The sequence below is a fragment of the Orrella marina genome (genome assembly GCF_003058465.1).
GTDB lineage: Bacteria > Pseudomonadota > Gammaproteobacteria > Burkholderiales > Burkholderiaceae_B > Algicoccus > Algicoccus marinus.
In genome coordinates, this window is record NZ_CP028901.1 from 3,081,746 (window position 1) to 3,099,689 (window position 17,944).

The window sequence follows — 17,944 nt, forward strand, 5'->3', positions numbered from 1 at the left end:
TTACTTTTTCAGGCTAGCCGCAGCGCGACGGGGACCCTTACGGGTCCGGGCGTTCGTGCGGGTACGTTGTCCGCGAACCGGCAGACCGCGCTTGTGGCGCATTCCGCGGTAGGTCCCCAGATCGATCAAACGCTTGATCGACAGTTGAACTTCGCGACGAAGATCGCCTTCAACGGCAAATACACCTACGTGCTCACGAATACGCTCAAGTTCGGCGTCCGTGAGGTCTTTAACTTTCTTTGAGGTCGGTATACCAGCGGACTCACAAATCTTGCGGGCGCGGGTACGACCAATCCCAAAGATCGCAGTCAAACCGATCTCAGCGTGCTGATGAGGCGGAATGTTGATCCCAGCAATACGGGCCATAGCTTTTCCTTAGATAAAAACGTTGGTCGCGACCAGATCAACCCTGGCGCTGCTTGTGACGTGGATCTGTGCAGATAACACGTACCACACCGTGACGTTTGATGACTTTGCAGTTCCTGCAAATCCTTTTAACCGATGCCATAACTTTCATGGTTGACTCCTATAGTCCTTGTCTGAACCGTTCCGTCATTTGGAACGGAACACAATCCTTGCACGAGTCAGATCATATGGCGTGAGTTCCACAGTGACCTTGTCGCCCGGCAGAATCCGGATGTAATGCATACGCATCTTGCCCGATATGTGCCCTAGTACTACGTGGCCGTTCTCAAGCTTGACACGGAAGGTTGCGTTGGGAAGGTTTTCAAGGACCTCCCCTTGCATTTGGATGACGTCGTCCTTTGACATGCTATTCGCTTATCTCATTGGTAGATTCGAGCCCTTGAAGTTTGCCTTCTTGAGCAACGACTCGTACTGGTGGGACATCATGTAGGCCTGAACCTGGGCCATGAAGTCCATGGTGACCACCACAATAATCAGCAAGGAAGTGCCACCGAAATAGAACGGGACATTCCATCGCATCACCAGAAACTCAGGTAACAAACACACCAGAGTGATATACAGAGATCCGGCAAGGGTCAGGCGAGTCAGGATCTTGTCGATGAACCTGGCTGTCTGCTCACCCGGTCGAATACCCGGAACAAACGCTCCACTGCGCTTCAGATTGTCTGCGGTCTCTTTGCTGTTGAACACCAGTGCAGTGTAAAAAAAGCAGAAGAAAATGATCGCAGTTGCATAGAGAACGATATAAAGCGGCTGCCTTGGGGCCAAAGCTGCTGCCAAATCCGCCAGCCACGTCATGTTCTCGCTACTTGCGAACCAACTACTCACGGTCGCCGGAAACAGAATGATCGACGAAGCAAAGATAGGCGGAATGACACCAGCCATGTTGAGCTTGAGGGGCAAGTGCGAGGTTTGACCCGCATATACCTTGTTGCCCACCTGCCTTTTGGCATAGTTCACCGTAATCTTGCGCTGGCCGCGCTCGACCAGAACAACAAACGCAGTGACGAGCACCACCAGCAAGAGAATAAAGAGTGCTGACAGAATCGACATCGCATTCGTACGAACCAGATCGAACAATCCAGCCAGAGCCGATGGCAAACCAGCTACGATCCCGGCAAAGATGATGATCGAAATACCATTACCAATACCACGCTCAGTAATCTGTTCACCCAGCCACATGACGAACATCGTGCCAGTAACTAGCGTGACGATTGTCGTGACGCGGAACATGATACCGGGCTCGATAACAAGACCGGGCTGAGCTTCTAAGGCAACTGAAATACCAATAGCCTGAATCAGCGCCAGAAACACTGTTCCGTAGCGAGTGTACTGGGTGATTCTCCTACGCCCTGCCTCACCTTCCTTCTTGATCGCCTCCAGCGAAGGAACGACTGCCGACATCAACTGCATGATGATCGACGCGGAAATGTACGGCATGATCCCGAGTGCAAATATCGAGAATCTCGACAATGCCCCCCCCGAGAACATGTTGAACAGACCCAGGATCCCGCCCTCGTTCTGACGGAAAAGATCCGCCAACGCATCTGGGTTAATACCGGGAACAGGGATGTGTGTCCCTAACCGGTATACCACCAGAGCGAGGATAAGGAATCCGAGACGACGACCGAGGTCACCGTAGCGTGGTCCAGTCTTACCAGTTGCCTGTGTAGCCAATCCCAACTCCGATCTTAGGCAATCGAGCCGCCAGCTGCCTCAATCACAGCACGGGCACCAGCTGTTGCGCTCACGCCTTGCAGTGTAACTTTCTTGCTCAGATCCCCTGATTTGAAGACCTTCACAAACTTGACAGCCTGGCCAACCACACCAGCCTGCTTCAGAACCTGCAGGTCAACCTGATCGACAGGCAAAGCCTCAAGATCCGACAGACGAATCTGCGCATACAGGTGCTGATCACGGCTCGTAAAGCCGCGCTTTGGCAGACGGCGATGTAAAGGCATTTGACCGCCTTCGAAGCCAACCTTATGGAAACCACCCGCACGAGACTTCTGGCCTTTGTGGCCGCGTCCGGCGGTCTTTCCCAAGCCAGAGCCGATTCCACGACCAACGCGACGTTTGGCGTGCTTCGAGCCCTCTGCCGGCTTGAGTGTATTAAGTTGCATGTCCGACATGGTTAGAATCCTTTCAGACTTCCGAGACAGTGACGAGGTAGTTCACCTTACGGATCATTCCTCGCACTTCTGGCGTATCGACGAGTACGCGCGAGCTGTTAACGCCGCGCAAGCCCAGTCCACGCACGGTGGCGCGGTGGTCTGCTTTGGTACCGATCACTGATCGGACCAGAGTGACCTTGATCTGCTTTTGTGCCATGACTTACCCCAGAATCTCTTCAACGGTCTTGCCACGCTTCGCTGCAATATCCGCAGGAGTAACCGCTGCACGCAGTCCATTAAGCGTAGCCCGCACCAGGTTGTATGGGTTGCTAGAACCGAGGCTCTTCGCAACGACGTTGCGCACACCCATCACTTCAAAAATTGCACGCATCGGGCCGCCAGCGATCACGCCAGTACCTTCTGCAGCAGGTGAGATGAGAACCTTGGATGCACCATGCTGGCCAACAACCGTATGAAACACCGTACCGTTCTTCAGAGGCACTTTGAACAGATCCCGACGGGCTTGCTCCATAGCCTTCTGAACAGCGACTGGCACTTCACGCGCTTTGCCTTTGCCCATGCCCACACGACCGTCACCGTCACCGACGACTGCCAGCGCAGCAAAACTCATCGTGCGGCCACCTTTAACAACCTTGCTTACACGGTTGACCGCAATCATTTTCTCGCGAAGACCGTCATCACGCTCTTCCGCGGCGCCCTTGCCTTGTACTTTAGCCATTTGACAATTCCTCGCTTAAAACTTCAGACCGGCTTCACGCGCGGCGTCTGCCAGGGCTTTTACACGCCCATGATACCGATACCCGGCACGATCAAACGCAACTGTCTCGATGCCAGCCGCTTTTGCCTTCTCAGCGACACGCTTGCCAATGATGGCAGCAGCCGATGTGTTACTACCACGACCAGTCTGGCCAGCGAGTTGCTGACGAACTTCTGGCTCATTGGTAGATGCCGACACGAGTACTCGGTCGCCTTCTGGTCCAATAATGCTTGCGTAGATGTGCTGGTTTGAACGGAAAACCGTAAGCCGATGCACACGCAGTTCGGCGATCTTCCGACGTGTCGGAATCGCGCGACGCAAACGGGAGACTTTCTTATCCATAATCTTTCCTTGTCGGCCCGGTTATTTCTTCTTGGTTTCCTTGAGCACAACGCGCTCATCGGAGTACCTGACACCCTTACCCTTATACGGCTCTGGCGGACGATAAGCACGAATCTCTGCAGCAACCTGGCCTACAACCTGCTTGTCCGATCCCTTGAGGATGATTTCCGTCTGGGTAGGACACTCAGCTTTGACACCTTCGGGCAGTGCATAGATGATGTCGTGCGAAAAACCAAGCTGTAGCTTGAGGGAGTTGCCCTGTGCCTGCGCCCTGTAACCCACGCCAACCAGGTTAAGCTTGCGCTCAAAACCCTTGCTGACACCCGTTACCATGTTCGCAACCAGCGCACGCAACGTTCCGGACATTGCTTTAGCCTGACGGGACTCGTTAGCTACAACGAAAGACAGCTTTCCAGCATCTTCGTTGACGATGACATCGCCACTGAGCGTTTGAGTCATTGAACCGAGCGGTCCTTTGACTGTAATTGCTTCGGGACGAATCGTTGCTTCAACGCCTTTTGGAAGCTCAACGGGGTATTTTGCAATACGTGACATTTGATTCTCCCTTAAGCGACGTAGCAAAGAACTTCGCCACCGACGCCGGTTGCCCGGGCTTTGCGGTCGGTCATCACACCACGCGAGGTCGAAACAATAGCCACACCCAGTCCGTTCATCACGTGGGGGATCGCAGACCTACCTCGGTAGATACGCAGTCCAGGGCGTGAAACGCGGTCGATTCGCTCGATTACCGGACGACCGGCGTGATACTTCAACGCAATCTCGAGTTCCGGCTTGGCTTGTTCACCCTTAACCTGGAAACCGTCGATATAGCCCTCTTCCTGAAGGACTTTGGCAATCGCCACCTTCACTTTCGAGCTTGGCATCGTTACAGTTGCCTTATCGACCTGCTGCGCATTGCGGATGCGCGTCAGCATATCTGCGATTGGATCGCTCATGCTCATGTTCTATTCTCCTACCAGCTGCCCTTGGTCACGCCGGGAATTTCTCCCTTCATGGCCAATTCACGCAGTTTGTTGCGAGCCAAACCGAACTTGCGGAAAACACCGCGGGGCCGGCCAGTGATCGCGCAGCGGTTACGCTGGCGAGTGGGATTTGAGTTGCGAGGCAACTGTTGCAACTTCAACCTTGCCTCATAACGCTCTTCATCGGACTTGTTTGAGTCGTCGATGATTGCTTTGAGTGCGGCACGTTTCGCGGCGTACTTTTCTGCCAGCTTTACGCGCTTGACGTCACGGTTAATCAGTGAGAGTTTTGCCACTTGATTGCCCCTTAGTTACGGAACGGAAAGCGGAACGCTGTAAGCAGCGCCTTCGCTTCTTCGTCAGTCTTGGCGGTCGTAGTGATGCTGATGTTCATTCCACGCAGAACGTCGATTTTGTCGTACTCGACTTCCGGGAAAATAATCTGCTCTTTCACACCAACGTTATAGTTGCCCCGACCATCAAAAGCCTTACCCGAGATACCGCGGAAGTCGCGGACACGTGGCAATGCAACATTGATCAGGCGATCGAGGAATTCGTACATGCGGCGACCGCGCAGCGTAACCATGCAACCGATCGGATAGTCTTCGCGGATCTTAAATCCTGCGATCGACTTCTTCGTCTTGGTTACAACTGGCTTCTGACCAGCGATCTTGCTCATATCCGACACCGCATGCTCGATCACTTTCTTGTCAGCAACCGCTTCGGATACACCCATGTTCAGCGTGATCTTGCTTATGCGAGGTACTTCCATCACGCTTTTGTAATTGAACTGCTCTTTCAGCTGAGGAGCAATCTTCTCGAGATACTCAGTTTGCAAACGTGCCATGTTTATGCTCCTTATGCCTTGGCGCCGATAACTTCGCCACTGGAACGAAACACGCGCACCTTGCGGCCATCAACCTCTTTGATGCCGACACGATCTGCTTTTCCGTTAGCAGGGTTGTAGATAGCAACATTAGAGATATGGACGGGCATGTTCTTCTCAACGATGCCGCCAGGTGTGCCAAGCATCGGATTCGGGCGCGTATGCTTCTTCACAACATTGACACCTTCAACCAGAACGTGATCGGAGTCTACACGTGCCAACACCGTGCCGCGGCGCTGCTTGTCACGCCCTGTCAGGACGATGACCTCATCACCTTTGCGAATTTTTTCCATTTTTTGCCCCTTACAGCACTTCAGGCGCGAGCGACACGATCTTCATGAAGCGCTCTGTGCGCAGTTCACGTGTGACCGGCCCAAAAATGCGGGTTCCAATTGGCTCAAGCTTTGCATTGAGCAATACGGCCGCATTGCCGCCGAAGCGGATCAGTGAACCGTCTTTCCGGCGTACACCTTTTGCTGTACGCACGACGACGGCGTTGTAAATCTCGCCTTTCTTGACGCGACCGCGAGGCGCCGCATCCTTGACGCTAACCTTAATGATGTCGCCAATTGCGGCGTAGCGTCGCTTCGAGCCGCCCAACACCTTGATGCACATGACTGAACGTGCACCAGTGTTGTCGGCCACGTCTAGCGTGGTCTGCATTTGAATCATGATTTTTCCTGTTCCAACTTAACTTATACACAATTGCATATAAGCCAGTTTTGGCCCCGTCAGGCTTTTTACACCCTGGGTCGAAATTCGTTAGAAATCCGTTACAGCGATCACACTTACCAGGCGTGTTGCCTGGCAACTTGCGTTCACCGTTGATGCCGTGCTTTTCGAGATAAGTGGCTTTTGTCTTCGACAGCAACTCACCTTTTCCCGGAAAAGTCCATCAATATAACGCATAAGGAGTTTTGTTGCAAGCCTTGATCTTTAAATTGATCTCGCGTGACAGCGATCTTCATGACTGGGCGATGGAAGTTCAGCAATTGGCGTGCACGGTACCTGATGGCATTTGGTCGTCCGTAACGGTACGATTACAGAAGTATTATTTGTTTTCGAAGCCAATCCACCAGGAATTCTTCACTTATGTACGAAAACCTTACTCTTTATATCGATGGCAAGTTCATTGCGGCTGAAGGCCGACACACACAGCCAGTGGTTAACCCCGCCAACCGGGAGGTTCTGGGTCACCTCCCCCACGCCACTGAGGAAGATTTACAAGCTGCACTAGAAGCCGCTGACCGTGCATTTCAGTCGTGGAAGCATTCCAACCCAATGGATCGGGCCGCGATTCTACGGAAGGTTGGCGAACTGACACGTGAGCGAGCAAAGGACATCGCGAGGAACCTTACTCTTGACCAGGGCAAACCGTTCTCCGAGGCTTTAGGCGAGCTTGTCTCATGTGCCGATCACGCGGATTGGCATGCTGAGGAGTGTCGTCGTATTTACGGTCGAATTATTACCCCCAGGTCGCCAAATGTTCGTCAAATGGTGCTGCGCGAGCCAATCGGTGTGTGTGTCGCATTCACACCATGGAATTTCCCGTATAACCAGGCTATCCGGAAAGTCTGCGCTGCTATTGGCGCCGGATGCACAATTGTTTTGAAAGGGCCAGAAGACTCACCCAGTGCAGTGATGGCAATTGCAAAGATGTTCCACGATGCTGGACTTCCCCCAGGCGTACTCAACCTTGTATGGGGTGATCCTCCGAAGGTTTCTGATTATCTTATTCGATCACCGATTTCCAGAAAGGTCTCTTTTACCGGTTCTGTTCCAGTCGGCAAGCAACTCGCAGCCCTTGCCGGTGCACACATGAAACGGGTAACCATGGAACTCGGTGGTCACTCGCCTGTTCTGGTCTTTGATGATGCGGACATCGAGAAAGCCGCAAAAATGCTTGCTAAGTTCAAGATTCGCAACGCAGGCCAGGTCTGCGTATCGCCTACCCGTTTTTACGTTCAGCGTAAGGCGTACGACAAGTTTCTCGCCGCGTTTACGGATGTCCTCAAGGGCATCAAGACCGGAGACGGTCTTGAAGAGGGTACTGAAATGGGACCACTTGCGCACGAGCGACGTATCCCTTCTATCTCGCGCTTTATTGAAGATGCAAGAGCGCGCGGAGGTGATGTGATTCTTGGTGGTGATCCGATTGAAGGGAAAGGCTTTTTCTTCCCGCCCACCGTTGTAACCAATCTCCCTGACGATTCCATGCTGATGACCGAAGAACCGTTTGGTCCGGTAGCGCCAGTTGTCGCGTTTGACGACACAGAAGAAGTCATCAAGAAGGCAAACAGCCTCCCATTTGGTTTGTCTTCCTACGTATTCACGAATTCGCTGCAGACAGCTACACGCGTATCAAACGCACTCGAGGTCGGCATGGTCAATATCAACCATTTTGGCAGTGCACTCCCAGAAACACCGTTTGGTGGCGTAAAGGATAGCGGTATTGGAAGTGAGGGCGGAAGTGAAACTTTTGACGGATATTTGGTCACAAAATTTGTTACCCACGTTTAAGTAACAAATCTTGGTAGTGTTCTAACTTCGGTTAGATCGCTACCACGAAATAAACAACAAACGATCTAAAAAAAAACGCGACGTCATAGAGAGTCGCGTTTTTAATCGGAAACCGACAAAGTCGGGATCCGATAAGGTCCCTGCTATTTAGATAATCCGCGCAGCTTCGACCAGACGTGTGACCGTCCAGGCTTTGCTACGAGAAATCGGACGACCTTCTGCGATTTCTACCGTATCACCTTCGTTGTACTGATTCGTTTCGTCGTGCGCCTTGTACTTGGCAGAACGCATCACGATCTTGCCAAGAATCGGGTGCTTGACGCGACGCTCGACACGGACAACAACTGTCTTGTCCATCTTGTTACTGACGACCTTGCCAACCAAAGTACGTTGACGCTTTGCCGGAGTAGCTTGTACTTCTGTCATTTCAGGCTCCCGCTTTCTGAGTCAGCAACGTGCGGACGCGAGCAATGTCACGACGCACTTTGCGGATCTCGCTGGTGTTAGACAACTGCTGGGTCGCCTTCTGCATACGCAGGCCGAACTGCGCCTTCAACAGACTCTCCAACTCGGTCTTCAGCTCGGTAACATCCTTCTCGCGGAGTTCGCTAGCTTTCATAATATTTTCCTCTAGAGGCCGATCATCCGCCGATATGACGAGTTACGAACGTCGTCGATATCGGAAGCTTGGCAGCAGCCAGTCTGAAGGCCTCGCGAGCCATTTCCTCGCTAACGCCCTCCATCTCATAAAGCACTTTGCCCGGCTGGATCTCTGCAACCCAGTACTCGGGATTGCCTTTACCGTTACCCATACGAACTTCAGCAGGTTTCTGTGAAATTGGCTTATCCGGGAAAATACGAATCCAGATACGACCACCCCGCTTGATGTGGCGGTTGATCGCACGACGCGCGGATTCGATCTGACGAGCGGTCAAACGACCCCGACCCGTCGCCTTCAATCCAAATTCACCGAAAGATACGCTAGCGCCGCGGGTTGCCAGGCCAGTGTTACGGCCTTTCTGCTCTTTACGATACTTTCTACGTGACGGTTGCAGCATGTTTATTCTCCTTCAGATGCCGCCGCCTCGGGAGCCGCAGAGGCTTCGCCTCGACGGGCACCACGAGATCGATTGGACGGGCGTCCTGGTCTTTCACCTCTAGGTGAACGACGCGGGCGGCGCTCGTCTTCACGTGCCGGACCTGCCGGCTCGACTGGCAACTCACCATTGGGCAACATATCACCTTTATAGACCCAGACCTTGATCCCGATCACACCGTAGGTGGTATGGGCTTCAGATGTGCCATAGTCGATGTGTGCACGCAATGTATGAAGCGGTACGCGACCTTCCCGGTACCATTCGGTCCGTGCGATTTCGATACCATTCAAACGACCTGAGCTCATGATCTTGATGCCTTGTGCTCCAAGCCGCATTGCGTTCTGCATGGCACGCTTCATTGCGCGACGGAACATGATGCGCTTTTCCAACTGCTGTGCAATAGAATCGGCAATCAACTGAGCGTCGGTTTCCGGCTTGCGGATCTCTTCGATGTTCACGTGAACGGGAACACCCATGAGGCGCTGCAGATCGACCTTCAGGTTTTCAATATCTTCACCACGCTTACCGATCACCACGCCTGGACGGGCAGAGTAAACAGTAATTCTTGCGTTCTTGGCAGGACGCTCGATAACAACACGGCCAACAGAGGCGGACTTAAGCTTCTTCTTCAGATACTCGCGTACACGAATATCTGATTGAAGCAGTCCACTGAAGTCGTTATCTGACGCATACCAGCGAGACGCCCAGTTACGGGTGACTGCGAGACGGAACCCAATCGGGTTAATTTTCTGACCCATCGTGACTCCTTATGCGCCGACCTTGACGGTAATGTGGCAGGTCTGTTTCTCAATGCGGTTACCGCGCCCTTTTGCACGTGCCGAGAAACGCTTCATCGACTGAGCCTTATCCACAAAAATCGTGGTTACTTTCAGTTCGTCGATATCCGCGCCGTCATTATGCTCCGCGTTAGCGATAGCAGATTCAACGGCTTTCTTCAAAATCCCGGCGGCCTTCTTGTTTGTGAAGGTGAGAAGTTCCAGTGCCTGAGCAACAGACTTGCCACGGATCATGTCCGCAACAAGGCGTGTCTTCTGCGCTGAAATATGCACCCCACGAATAATCGCTGTGGTTTCCATTGCTTACCTCTTGGCCTTTTTATCTGCAGCATGACCTTTGAACGTACGGGTCAGTGCAAATTCGCCGAGCTTGTGTCCAACCATATTCTCGTTGATGTAAACGGGAACGTGCTGGCGGCCATTATGGACGGCGATGGTCAACCCGATGAACTCGGGCAGAATAGTAGAACGACGCGACCAGGTCTTGATCGGCTTCTTACCTTTTTCCGCAATCGATGCTTCTACCTTTTTAATAAGGTGTGCATCTACGAACGGGCCTTTCTTAATCGAACGTGACATGATTCGCCCTCTTACTTACGCTTGCGACGTTGGACGATCATATTGTTCGTCCGCTTGTTGCGACGGGTCTTGAAACCCTTGGATGGCGTACCCCATGGGCTCACCGGCTCTCTGGCTTCGCCAGTCCGTCCTTCACCACCACCGTGCGGGTGATCTACCGGGTTCATGGCTACACCACGTACCGTCGGACGGATACCACGCCACCGCATCGCACCGGCTTTACCGATCTGACGCAGGCTATGCTCTTCGTTACCGACCTCACCAATCGTTGCACGGCACTCGATATGCACTCGGCGAACCTCGCCCGAACGCAAACGAACCTGAGCGTATGTGCCTTCACGAGCCAGGAGAACAGCTGATGCCCCGGCTGAGCGGACCATCTGGGCACCCTTGCCGGGAATCATCTCGACGCAGTGAATTGTCGTACCAATCGGAATGTTGCGAATCGGCAGAGTGTTTCCCGCACGAATCGGGGCATCGATTCCGGAGTGCAGCGTAGCGCCAACTTCGAGACCACGTGGCGCAATGATGTACCGACGCTCACCGTCTGCGTAACACAACAGAGCAATGTGCGCAGTACGGTTAGGGTCGTATTCGAGCCGCTCTACACGAGCCGGAATACCGTCCTTGTTCCTGCGGAAATCTATCAAGCGGTAGTGCTGCTTGTGACCACCTCCACGATGGCGAACCGTAATATGGCCGTTGTTATTACGACCGGATCCACGACTCTTCTTCTCGACCAGCGATGCGACTGGAGCACCTTTGTGCAAGGTCGGCGTAACGACCTTGAGCATGCCCCGACGGCCTGGCGAGGTCGGTTTTACTTTAACGAGGGCCATTTAATTCACCTCCGCAAAGTTGAGCTCTTGACCTTCTTTCAGGACAACGTAGGCCTTGCGCTCATTACGGCGACGACCAACGAAACGACCAAACCGTTTCTCCTTGCCCTTACGGTTCAATACCTGAACCGAGTCAACTTCAACTTTGAACAACATTTCGACGGCCGCCTTGATTTCTGGCTTCGTTGCATCAGGCGCAACGCGAAAGGCGACATGATTGTTCTTCTCGGCGATCACGGTCGCCTTTTCTGTGACGATCGGCGCGAGGAGAACTTGCAACAAACGTTCGTTGTTCATCCCAGCATCTCCTCAAGTTGTGCAACGGCTGGCTTTGTGATCAACACTTTCTTGTAGTGGATCAGCGAAAGCGGATCTGCATAACGTGGCTCAACAACAGCCACGTGAGGCAGGTTGCGTGTTGCCAGATAGATATTCTCGTCAACTGTATCGGTGATGATCAGAACCGAGTCAAGTCCCATCTCACGCAGTCTCTGCGCAGCAAGCTTGGTCTTTGGCGATTCCAGCATAAAGTCGTCGACGATGGCGATACGATCTTCGCGTGCCAGCTGCGAAAGAATGGAACGCACACCAGCGCGATACATCTTCTTGTTGACCTTCTGGGTGAAGTTCTCTTCCGGGCTATTCGGAAAAACTCTACCACCCCCACGCCACAGTGGCGAGGATGTCATACCGGCACGTGCACGTCCCGTACCTTTTTGCTTGAACGGCTTCTTGGTGGAGTGACGAACTTCAGAGCGATCTTTCTGAGCACGATTACCAGAACGGGCGTTAGCTTGATAGGCAACAACCACCTGATGAATCAACGCTTCGTTGAAATCACGACCAAAAACGGTATCTGGGACGCTGAAAGTTGAAGCGGCTTCGCCCCGCTCATTCAGGAGCTTGATATCCATGCTTTAGGCTCCTTGCTTGACTGGTGATTTAACAGCGGGACGCACAATGATCTCTGCGCCTGCATGTCCAGGAACAGCTCCCTTGACCATCAGCAGACCACGTTCCACATCGACGCGTACAACGTCGAGGTTCTGAACAGTCCGTGTGACGTCGCCAAGGTGGCCAGCCATGCGCTTACCAGGAAAGATGCGGCCTGGATCTTGAGCCTGACCGATGGAGCCAGGTACGCGATGCGATCTAGAGTTACCGTGCGATGCACGCTGTGACCCAAAATGGTGACGCTTAATGGTGCCGGCAAAGCCTTTACCAATAGTTGTTCCTGTCACGTCAACTTGCTGTCCAGTCTCAAAGACTGAATCGACAGCGACTACAGCGCCTGGCTGAAACTCAGCGGCGCGTGTGGGATCAAGACGGAACTCTTTGAGTAGCGATGCTGACTCTACGCCAGCTTTAGTGAAGTGGCCTGCAAGGGGCTTGGTCACGCGGGATGCTTTGCGGCTCCCGTAGGCCACCTGAACGGCGGCATAGCCATCGGTCTCTGGCAGCTTGACCTGGGTAACGCGATTGTTCGACACGTCCAGCACTGTCACGGGAATGGATTCACCTTCGTCCGTGAAAATGCGGGTCATGCCGACCTTGCGACCCACCAGCCCAAGCCGATAGGCGGCAGGCGTCTGTGTCGGTTTCGACATTCTAATCTCCCGGGTTGGACCCGATACCCGACTTCGATTGGTCGGGGCTATAAACAAAACCCGGTAATTCCGGGCGCTTCTTATCAAACTAGACTACCCTTTCTCCTTACGGAAAAAAGATAGCCTTCGACGATAACATGTTTTTTATCAGTGCGCAATATCTGCGCACCAAAGATACGGTATTACTGAAGTGCGATCTCGACATCAACACCAGCTGGCAAGTCAAGGCGCATCAACGCATCGACAGTCTTGTCAGTCGGATCAACGATGTCCATCAGTCGCTGATGTGTGCGCATCTCGAGCTGATCGCGCGAGGTTTTGTTCACGTGAGGTGAACGCAAAATGTCGTAGCGACGGATACGCGTTGGCAGAGGCACCGGACCACGAACCACAGCACCAGTTCGTTTGGCTGTATCAACGATCTCAGCGGCAGACTGATCGATGAGTTTGTAATCAAACGCCTTGAGACGAATCCGGATTTTTTGATTTTTCATGTTAGTTTCCAAAGAACGAATTAGGAGAGCGCCTTTAAAACGCTCTCCAGTAGAAATTACTTCAGGATGGTTGCGACGACGCCGGCACCAACCGTACGGCCACCTTCGCGGATCGCGAAGCGCAGACCTTCTTCCATCGCGATCGGAGCAATCAGCTTGACCGTCATGGCCACGTTGTCACCTGGCAACACCATTTCCTTGTCGGCCGGCAACTCGATCGAACCGGTTACGTCCGTCGTACGGAAGTAAAACTGCGGACGATATCCGTTAAAGAACGGCGTGTGACGGCCACCCTCTTCCTTGGACAGAATGTACACCTCGGAGGTGAACTCGGTGTGCGGGTTGATCGAACCGGGCTTGGCCAGTACCTGACCACGCTCGACGTCTTCACGTTTGGTGCCACGCAGCAAAATGCCCACGTTGTCACCCGCCTGACCCTGGTCGAGCAGCTTGCGGAACATCTCCACGCCCGTGCAGGTCGTCTTGACGGTGTCACGGATACCGACAATCTCGATTTCCTCACCAACCTTGACCACTCCACGTTCGATACGTCCCGTCACCACAGTACCGCGACCCGAAATCGAGAACACGTCTTCAACGGGCATCAGGAACGTGCCGTCAATGGCTCGCTCTGGTGTCGGAATGTAGCTGTCCAGTGCTTCGGCCAGCTTCAGAATCGCCTGCTCGCCCAGCTCGCCGGTGTCGCCCTCAAGAGCCTTGAGTGCCGATCCCTTGATGATCGGGGTGTCGTCACCCGGAAAGTCGTACTTTGACAGCAGCTCGCGCACTTCCATCTCGACCAGCTCGAGCAGCTCCTCATCATCGACCATGTCAGCCTTGTTCAGGAACACGACGATGTAGGGCACACCCACCTGGCGCGACAGCAAAATGTGCTCACGCGTCTGCGGCATTGGGCCGTCAGCGGCCGAACACACCAGGATCGCGCCGTCCATCTGCGCTGCACCCGTGATCATGTTCTTGACATAGTCAGCGTGGCCCGGGCAGTCAACGTGCGCGTAGTGACGGCTCTCGGTCTCGTATTCCACGTGTGACGTGTTGATGGTGATACCTCGTGCACGCTCTTCAGGTGCGGCGTCAATCGCTGCATAGTCCCGGGCCTCACCGCCAAACTTGCGCGACAGCACTGTCGAAATCGCTGCTGTCAGCGTCGTCTTGCCGTGATCCACGTGACCAATCGTACCCACGTTCACGTGTGGTTTGGTACGCTCAAACTTGCCTTTTGCCATGATAGTCCTCTCAAATCTTCAATTGAATTACTTGCTTCTGGCTGCGATGATTTCGTCAGCCACATTCTTTGGAGCTTCGGCGTAGTGCTTGAACTCCATGGTGTATGTCGCCCGACCTTGCGTCAGGGAACGCAGATTGGTAGCGTAGCCAAACATTTCCGCCAGGGGCACTTCAGCGCGAATAACCTTTCCGCCACCAACCATGTCATCCATTCCCTGGACCATGCCGCGACGCGATGACAGGTCGCCCATCACTGTTCCTGCGTAGTCTTCAGGCGTCTCAACTTCGACAGACATCATTGGCTCGAGCAGAACCGGGCTTGCCTTGCGCATACCTTCTTTGAAGGCCATCGATCCAGCCATGCGGAACGCGTTCTCGTTGGAGTCAACGTCGTGGTAGGAACCGAAGAACAGCGTTGCCTTGACATCAACCACTGGATAGCCGGCGAGAATACCGGAAGGAAGTGTTTCCTGGATGCCTTTGTCAACTGCCGGGATGTATTCACGAGGAACAACACCGCCCTTGATTGCATCAACAAACTCGTAACCACCACCTGGCTCGAGCGGCTCAAGTTTGAGCACCACGTGACCGTATTGACCACGACCACCCGACTGCTTGACGAACTTGCCTTCGACTTCTTCACAAGTCTTGCGAATGGTCTCGCGGTAGGCAACCTGCGGCTTACCGACGTTGGCTTCGACATTGAACTCACGACGCATCCGGTCTACCAGAATTTCCAGGTGCAACTCGCCCATTCCGGAAATGATGGTCTGGCCGGACTCTTCATCCGTGCGAACACGGAAGGATGGATCTTCTTGAGCCAAACGGTTCAATGCGAGACCCATTTTTTCCTGGTCGGCTTTTGTCTTGGGCTCTACAGCCTGAGAAATCACCGGCTCCGGGAAGACCATGCGTTCAAGCGTAATGTGTGAATCGACATCGCACAGGGTTTCACCTGTAGTCACGTCTTTCAGACCAACCACAGCCGCAATATCACCTGCGATAACTTCCTTGATTTCTTCGCGGTTGTTCGCGTGCATCTGAAGAATACGGCCGATACGCTCCTTCTTGCCTTTGACGGGGTTGTACACCGTGTCACCGGACTTCAGAACGCCCGAGTACACACGCACAAACGTCAGCTGACCAACGTACGGGTCTGTCATCAGTTTGAACGCAAGCCCGGCAAACTTCTCACTGTCATCAGCCTTGCGGGATGCTTCCGATCCGTCGTCGAGCTCGCCCTCAACCGGTGGAATATCCACAGGAGAAGGGAGGAATTCAATGACCGCATCCAGCATACGCTGAACACCTTTGTTCTTGAACGCCGTACCGCACAACATTGGCTGGATCTCGCCAGCAATGGTACGGGCACGTAGCGCTTTGAACATATCTTCTTCGGACAGATCTCCCTCTTCGAGGTACTTGTCCATCAGTTCTTCAGAAGACTCTGCCGCCGTTTCAACGAGATTCTCGCGCCATTCCTTGGCGGTCGCCTCCAACTCGGCAGGAATGTCAACATACTCGAACTTCGTACCGTGACTAGCCGTATCCCAGATGATCGCTTTCATCTTGATCAGGTCAACCACGCCCTGGAAGTTCTCTTCCGCGCCGATTGGAATAACGATAGGCACAGGATTCGCCTTCAGGCGGACTTTCAGCTGGTCATAGACCTTGAAGAAGTTTGCACCCGTACGATCCATCTTGTTGACGAAAGCCAGACGTGGCACACCGTACTTGTTTGCCTGACGCCAGACAGTTTCAGATTGTGGCTGAACACCGCCGACTGCGCAGTACACCATGCAAGCGCCATCCAGAACGCGCATGGAACGCTCAACTTCGATGGTGAAGTCTACGTGGCCCGGGGTATCAATAACGTTGATGCGATGCTCTGGGTAGTTGTTACCCATGCCACGCCAAAACGCGGTTGTCGCAGCTGACGTGATAGTGATACCACGCTCCTGCTCCTGTTCCATCCAGTCCATGGTAGCAGCGCCATCGTGAACCTCACCGAGCTTGTGGTTCACGCCGGTGTAGAACAGAATACGCTCGGTAGTTGTTGTCTTACCTGCGTCAATATGAGCGGAGATACCGATGTTACGGTAACGCTCGATCGGGGTTTTACGGGCCATGATGATGACTTCCTAAAATTACCAACGGAAATGGCTGAAGGCTTTGTTAGCTTCCGCCATCTTGTGTGTGTCGTCACGCTTTTTCATTGCTGCGCCGCGGCCTTCTGCAGCGTCCATCAATTCACCTGCAAGGCGCAGATCCATCGACTTCTCACCACGCTTTTTGGCGGCTTCGCGCATCCAGCGCATCGACAAGGCCAGGCGACGTACAGGGCGTACTTCAACGGGCACCTGGTAGTTCGCACCACCGACGCGGCGGCTCTTGACTTCGACCAGTGGCTTTACGTTATTGATAGCCGTCTGAAAAACCTCGAGCGGCTCTTTGCCAGTCTTGGTTTGAATATGATCAAGAGCACCGTAGACGATGCGCTCTGCAACGGCTTTCTTGCCGGAGAGCATGACAACGTTCATGAATTTAGCGAGTTCCACGCTACCAAACTTGGGATCAGGGAGGATCTCTCTTTTGGGGACTTCGCGACGACGAGGCATTGCAGTTCCTTTTTAAGTGTCATTCAGTTGAGCAGGACCTGACCAGTTCAAGTCTTTCTACTCACGACCCGTGATTCCACGAGCCACTTACGATTCCTGGAAAGTGTCCAGTTGCACTTGACGCTGGGCGCTAAAACGCGCAGCCTCAATACCGACTCAGCTGAGTCGCCTTGTATCTTGTATTAAGCTTTCTTGCCGCGCTTGGCACCGTACTTCGAACGGGATTGCTTACGGTCTTTGACGCCTTGCAGGTCGAGCGAACCACGAACAATGTGGTAGCGAACACCTGGGAGGTCTTTCACACGGCCACCACGTACGAGAACAACCGAGTGTTCTTGCAGGTTGTGTCCCTCACCACCGATGTACGAAATGACTTCGTAACCGTTGGTCAGACGAACCTTGGCCACTTTACGCAGTGCCGAGTTTGGCTTCTTGGGGTTGTTGTGTATACACGTGTGCATACGCCACGACGTTGCGGGCAATTTTCAAGAGCGGGGCTCTTGCTTTTTACTGTCGCAACCGAACGTGGTTTGCGCACGAGTTGGTTGATAGTCGGCATATTAGTTCCCTTAAATGTCTGACAACGAGCTTGCTGCCAGATCTCTTTTCCCTGATC

Annotated in this window: 29 protein-coding genes and 1 pseudogene; 1 reads left to right on the plus strand and 29 read right to left on the minus strand. The window is 53.4% G+C overall.

Going from position 1 to position 17,944, the window contains the following annotated elements:
* From rpsM to rplN, 14 genes are read right to left on the minus strand one after another with little or no spacing between them, the layout of a single operon-like run.
* Window positions 1-366 (minus strand): 30S ribosomal protein S13, encoded by a 366-nt coding sequence (gene rpsM, locus DBV39_RS14050; RefSeq protein ID WP_108622068.1) that lies wholly within the window; start codon window positions 364-366, stop codon window positions 1-3.
* A gap of 37 nt (window positions 367-403) precedes the next feature.
* A complete protein-coding gene (rpmJ, locus tag DBV39_RS14055; RefSeq protein ID WP_003806928.1) occupies window positions 404-517 on the minus strand; it encodes a 50S ribosomal protein L36 in 114 nt (37 codons plus the stop codon).
* A 35-nt stretch (window positions 518-552) separates the two neighbouring features.
* Entirely contained in the window at window positions 553-771 is a 219-nt protein-coding gene (gene infA, locus DBV39_RS14060; RefSeq protein WP_003806927.1) for a translation initiation factor IF-1, read from the minus strand.
* A 9-nt stretch (window positions 772-780) separates the two neighbouring features.
* Complete coding sequence (gene secY, locus DBV39_RS14065; protein ID WP_108623295.1) at window positions 781-2,103, minus strand: preprotein translocase subunit SecY; 1,323 nt, start codon at window positions 2,101-2,103, stop codon at window positions 781-783.
* A 14-nt stretch (window positions 2,104-2,117) separates the two neighbouring features.
* Complete coding sequence (rplO, locus tag DBV39_RS14070) at window positions 2,118-2,558, minus strand: 50S ribosomal protein L15 (RefSeq protein WP_108622069.1); 441 nt, start codon at window positions 2,556-2,558, stop codon at window positions 2,118-2,120.
* Window positions 2,559-2,571: 13 nt separating this feature from the next.
* The gene (gene rpmD, locus DBV39_RS14075) at window positions 2,572-2,757 is read right to left on the minus strand and encodes a 50S ribosomal protein L30 (protein ID WP_108622070.1); all 186 of its coding nucleotides are present in this window, start codon (window positions 2,755-2,757) and stop codon (window positions 2,572-2,574) included.
* Between the two features lie 3 nt (window positions 2,758-2,760).
* Window positions 2,761-3,279, minus strand: coding sequence for a 30S ribosomal protein S5 (gene rpsE / locus DBV39_RS14080; RefSeq protein WP_108622071.1), 519 nt, complete (start codon window positions 3,277-3,279; stop codon window positions 2,761-2,763).
* A gap of 15 nt (window positions 3,280-3,294) precedes the next feature.
* Window positions 3,295-3,660, minus strand: a complete 366-nt coding sequence (gene rplR, locus DBV39_RS14085) for a 50S ribosomal protein L18 (protein WP_108622072.1) — start codon at window positions 3,658-3,660, stop codon at window positions 3,295-3,297.
* Window positions 3,661-3,681: 21 nt separating this feature from the next.
* Complete coding sequence (gene rplF, locus DBV39_RS14090) at window positions 3,682-4,215, minus strand: 50S ribosomal protein L6 (RefSeq protein WP_108622073.1); 534 nt, start codon at window positions 4,213-4,215, stop codon at window positions 3,682-3,684.
* Between the two features lie 11 nt (window positions 4,216-4,226).
* Complete coding sequence (rpsH, locus tag DBV39_RS14095; RefSeq protein ID WP_108622074.1) at window positions 4,227-4,622, minus strand: 30S ribosomal protein S8; 396 nt, start codon at window positions 4,620-4,622, stop codon at window positions 4,227-4,229.
* A gap of 11 nt (window positions 4,623-4,633) precedes the next feature.
* Complete coding sequence (gene rpsN / locus DBV39_RS14100) at window positions 4,634-4,939, minus strand: 30S ribosomal protein S14 (RefSeq protein WP_108622075.1); 306 nt, start codon at window positions 4,937-4,939, stop codon at window positions 4,634-4,636.
* 11 nt (window positions 4,940-4,950) lie between these two features.
* A complete protein-coding gene (gene rplE, locus DBV39_RS14105) occupies window positions 4,951-5,490 on the minus strand; it encodes a 50S ribosomal protein L5 (protein ID WP_108622076.1) in 540 nt (179 codons plus the stop codon).
* 11 nt (window positions 5,491-5,501) lie between these two features.
* A complete protein-coding gene (gene rplX / locus DBV39_RS14110) occupies window positions 5,502-5,822 on the minus strand; it encodes a 50S ribosomal protein L24 (protein ID WP_108622077.1) in 321 nt (106 codons plus the stop codon).
* Between the two features lie 10 nt (window positions 5,823-5,832).
* Complete coding sequence (rplN, locus tag DBV39_RS14115) at window positions 5,833-6,201, minus strand: 50S ribosomal protein L14 (protein WP_108622078.1); 369 nt, start codon at window positions 6,199-6,201, stop codon at window positions 5,833-5,835.
* A 420-nt stretch (window positions 6,202-6,621) separates the two neighbouring features.
* On the opposite strand from rplN, the gene DBV39_RS14120 reads away from it, so the two are divergent.
* Window positions 6,622-8,049 carry an NAD-dependent succinate-semialdehyde dehydrogenase gene (locus DBV39_RS14120; RefSeq protein WP_108622079.1) on the plus strand — a complete coding sequence of 476 codons (1,428 nt, stop codon included), beginning with the start codon at window positions 6,622-6,624 and terminating at the stop codon, window positions 8,047-8,049.
* A gap of 147 nt (window positions 8,050-8,196) precedes the next feature.
* Here DBV39_RS14120 and rpsQ read toward each other — a convergent pair whose 3' ends face one another.
* The 15 genes and pseudogenes from rpsQ to rpsL form a co-directional block, all read right to left on the minus strand.
* On the minus strand, window positions 8,197-8,475 hold the full coding sequence (gene rpsQ, locus DBV39_RS14125) for a 30S ribosomal protein S17 (RefSeq protein ID WP_108622080.1): 279 nt from the start codon (window positions 8,473-8,475) through the stop codon (window positions 8,197-8,199).
* Between the two features lies 1 nt (window position 8,476).
* The gene (gene rpmC / locus DBV39_RS14130) at window positions 8,477-8,668 is read right to left on the minus strand and encodes a 50S ribosomal protein L29 (protein ID WP_108622081.1); all 192 of its coding nucleotides are present in this window, start codon (window positions 8,666-8,668) and stop codon (window positions 8,477-8,479) included.
* A gap of 22 nt (window positions 8,669-8,690) precedes the next feature.
* Window positions 8,691-9,107, minus strand: coding sequence for a 50S ribosomal protein L16 (gene rplP / locus DBV39_RS14135; protein WP_108622082.1), 417 nt, complete (start codon window positions 9,105-9,107; stop codon window positions 8,691-8,693).
* 2 nt (window positions 9,108-9,109) lie between these two features.
* Complete coding sequence (rpsC, locus tag DBV39_RS14140) at window positions 9,110-9,904, minus strand: 30S ribosomal protein S3 (RefSeq protein WP_108622083.1); 795 nt, start codon at window positions 9,902-9,904, stop codon at window positions 9,110-9,112.
* 9 nt (window positions 9,905-9,913) lie between these two features.
* A complete protein-coding gene (rplV, locus tag DBV39_RS14145; RefSeq protein ID WP_108622084.1) occupies window positions 9,914-10,243 on the minus strand; it encodes a 50S ribosomal protein L22 in 330 nt (109 codons plus the stop codon).
* Between the two features lie 3 nt (window positions 10,244-10,246).
* The gene (gene rpsS, locus DBV39_RS14150; protein WP_108622085.1) at window positions 10,247-10,522 is read right to left on the minus strand and encodes a 30S ribosomal protein S19; all 276 of its coding nucleotides are present in this window, start codon (window positions 10,520-10,522) and stop codon (window positions 10,247-10,249) included.
* Between the two features lie 11 nt (window positions 10,523-10,533).
* Window positions 10,534-11,361, minus strand: a complete 828-nt coding sequence (gene rplB, locus DBV39_RS14155; RefSeq protein ID WP_108622086.1) for a 50S ribosomal protein L2 — start codon at window positions 11,359-11,361, stop codon at window positions 10,534-10,536.
* On the minus strand, window positions 11,362-11,658 hold the full coding sequence (rplW, locus tag DBV39_RS14160; protein ID WP_108622087.1) for a 50S ribosomal protein L23: 297 nt from the start codon (window positions 11,656-11,658) through the stop codon (window positions 11,362-11,364).
* Window positions 11,655-12,275: a 50S ribosomal protein L4 gene (gene rplD / locus DBV39_RS14165; RefSeq protein ID WP_108622088.1), complete on the minus strand. Its 621-nt coding sequence runs from the start codon at window positions 12,273-12,275 to the stop codon at window positions 11,655-11,657. Before rplD ends, rplW begins: the two co-directional genes overlap by 4 nt.
* A gap of 3 nt (window positions 12,276-12,278) precedes the next feature.
* On the minus strand, window positions 12,279-12,968 hold the full coding sequence (gene rplC, locus DBV39_RS14170; protein ID WP_108622089.1) for a 50S ribosomal protein L3: 690 nt from the start codon (window positions 12,966-12,968) through the stop codon (window positions 12,279-12,281).
* Between the two features lie 182 nt (window positions 12,969-13,150).
* Entirely contained in the window at window positions 13,151-13,462 is a 312-nt protein-coding gene (rpsJ, locus tag DBV39_RS14175; protein WP_108622090.1) for a 30S ribosomal protein S10, read from the minus strand.
* A 56-nt stretch (window positions 13,463-13,518) separates the two neighbouring features.
* Entirely contained in the window at window positions 13,519-14,709 is a 1,191-nt protein-coding gene (gene tuf / locus DBV39_RS14180; protein WP_108622091.1) for an elongation factor Tu, read from the minus strand.
* 27 nt (window positions 14,710-14,736) lie between these two features.
* Entirely contained in the window at window positions 14,737-16,839 is a 2,103-nt protein-coding gene (gene fusA / locus DBV39_RS14185) for an elongation factor G (RefSeq protein WP_108622092.1), read from the minus strand.
* An 18-nt stretch (window positions 16,840-16,857) separates the two neighbouring features.
* Window positions 16,858-17,328: a 30S ribosomal protein S7 gene (rpsG, locus tag DBV39_RS14190; RefSeq protein ID WP_108622093.1), complete on the minus strand. Its 471-nt coding sequence runs from the start codon at window positions 17,326-17,328 to the stop codon at window positions 16,858-16,860.
* 182 nt (window positions 17,329-17,510) lie between these two features.
* Window positions 17,511-17,887 (minus strand): annotated as a pseudogene (gene rpsL / locus DBV39_RS14195) (30S ribosomal protein S12).
* Window positions 17,888-17,944 lie beyond the last annotated feature (57 nt).

Bases quoted from the DNA above. Each gene is read 5' to 3' on its own strand.
- rpsM (WP_108622068.1), bottom strand. From the start codon at position 366: ATGGCCCGTATTGCTGGGATCAACATTCCGCCTCATCAGCACGCTGAG.
- rpmJ (WP_003806928.1), bottom strand. From the start codon at position 517: ATGAAAGTTATGGCATCGGTTAAAAGGATTTGCAGGAACTGCAAAGTC.
- infA (WP_003806927.1), bottom strand. From the start codon at position 771: ATGTCAAAGGACGACGTCATCCAAATGCAAGGGGAGGTCCTTGAAAAC.
- rplO (WP_108622069.1), bottom strand. From the start codon at position 2,558: ATGTCGGACATGCAACTTAATACACTCAAGCCGGCAGAGGGCTCGAAG.
- rpmD (WP_108622070.1), bottom strand. From the start codon at position 2,757: ATGGCACAAAAGCAGATCAAGGTCACTCTGGTCCGATCAGTGATCGGT.
- rpsE (WP_108622071.1), bottom strand. From the start codon at position 3,279: ATGGCTAAAGTACAAGGCAAGGGCGCCGCGGAAGAGCGTGATGACGGT.
- rplR (WP_108622072.1), bottom strand. From the start codon at position 3,660: ATGGATAAGAAAGTCTCCCGTTTGCGTCGCGCGATTCCGACACGTCGG.
- rplF (WP_108622073.1), bottom strand. From the start codon at position 4,215: ATGTCACGTATTGCAAAATACCCCGTTGAGCTTCCAAAAGGCGTTGAA.
- rpsH (WP_108622074.1), bottom strand. From the start codon at position 4,622: ATGAGCATGAGCGATCCAATCGCAGATATGCTGACGCGCATCCGCAAT.
- rplE (WP_108622076.1), bottom strand. From the start codon at position 5,490: ATGGCACGTTTGCAAACTGAGTATCTCGAGAAGATTGCTCCTCAGCTG.
- rplX (WP_108622077.1), bottom strand. From the start codon at position 5,822: ATGGAAAAAATTCGCAAAGGTGATGAGGTCATCGTCCTGACAGGGCGT.
- rplN (WP_108622078.1), bottom strand. From the start codon at position 6,201: ATGATTCAAATGCAGACCACGCTAGACGTGGCCGACAACACTGGTGCA.
- DBV39_RS14120 (WP_108622079.1), top strand. From the start codon at position 6,622: ATGTACGAAAACCTTACTCTTTATATCGATGGCAAGTTCATTGCGGCT.
- rpsQ (WP_108622080.1), bottom strand. From the start codon at position 8,475: ATGACAGAAGTACAAGCTACTCCGGCAAAGCGTCAACGTACTTTGGTT.
- rpmC (WP_108622081.1), bottom strand. From the start codon at position 8,668: ATGAAAGCTAGCGAACTCCGCGAGAAGGATGTTACCGAGCTGAAGACC.
- rplP (WP_108622082.1), bottom strand. From the start codon at position 9,107: ATGCTGCAACCGTCACGTAGAAAGTATCGTAAAGAGCAGAAAGGCCGT.
- rpsC (WP_108622083.1), bottom strand. From the start codon at position 9,904: ATGGGTCAGAAAATTAACCCGATTGGGTTCCGTCTCGCAGTCACCCGT.
- rplV (WP_108622084.1), bottom strand. From the start codon at position 10,243: ATGGAAACCACAGCGATTATTCGTGGGGTGCATATTTCAGCGCAGAAG.
- rpsS (WP_108622085.1), bottom strand. From the start codon at position 10,522: ATGTCACGTTCGATTAAGAAAGGCCCGTTCGTAGATGCACACCTTATT.
- rplB (WP_108622086.1), bottom strand. From the start codon at position 11,361: ATGGCCCTCGTTAAAGTAAAACCGACCTCGCCAGGCCGTCGGGGCATG.
- rplW (WP_108622087.1), bottom strand. From the start codon at position 11,658: ATGAACAACGAACGTTTGTTGCAAGTTCTCCTCGCGCCGATCGTCACA.
- rplD (WP_108622088.1), bottom strand. From the start codon at position 12,275: ATGGATATCAAGCTCCTGAATGAGCGGGGCGAAGCCGCTTCAACTTTC.
- rplC (WP_108622089.1), bottom strand. From the start codon at position 12,968: ATGTCGAAACCGACACAGACGCCTGCCGCCTATCGGCTTGGGCTGGTG.
- rpsJ (WP_108622090.1), bottom strand. From the start codon at position 13,462: ATGAAAAATCAAAAAATCCGGATTCGTCTCAAGGCGTTTGATTACAAA.
- tuf (WP_108622091.1), bottom strand. From the start codon at position 14,709: ATGGCAAAAGGCAAGTTTGAGCGTACCAAACCACACGTGAACGTGGGT.
- fusA (WP_108622092.1), bottom strand. From the start codon at position 16,839: ATGGCCCGTAAAACCCCGATCGAGCGTTACCGTAACATCGGTATCTCC.
- rpsG (WP_108622093.1), bottom strand. From the start codon at position 17,328: ATGCCTCGTCGTCGCGAAGTCCCCAAAAGAGAGATCCTCCCTGATCCC.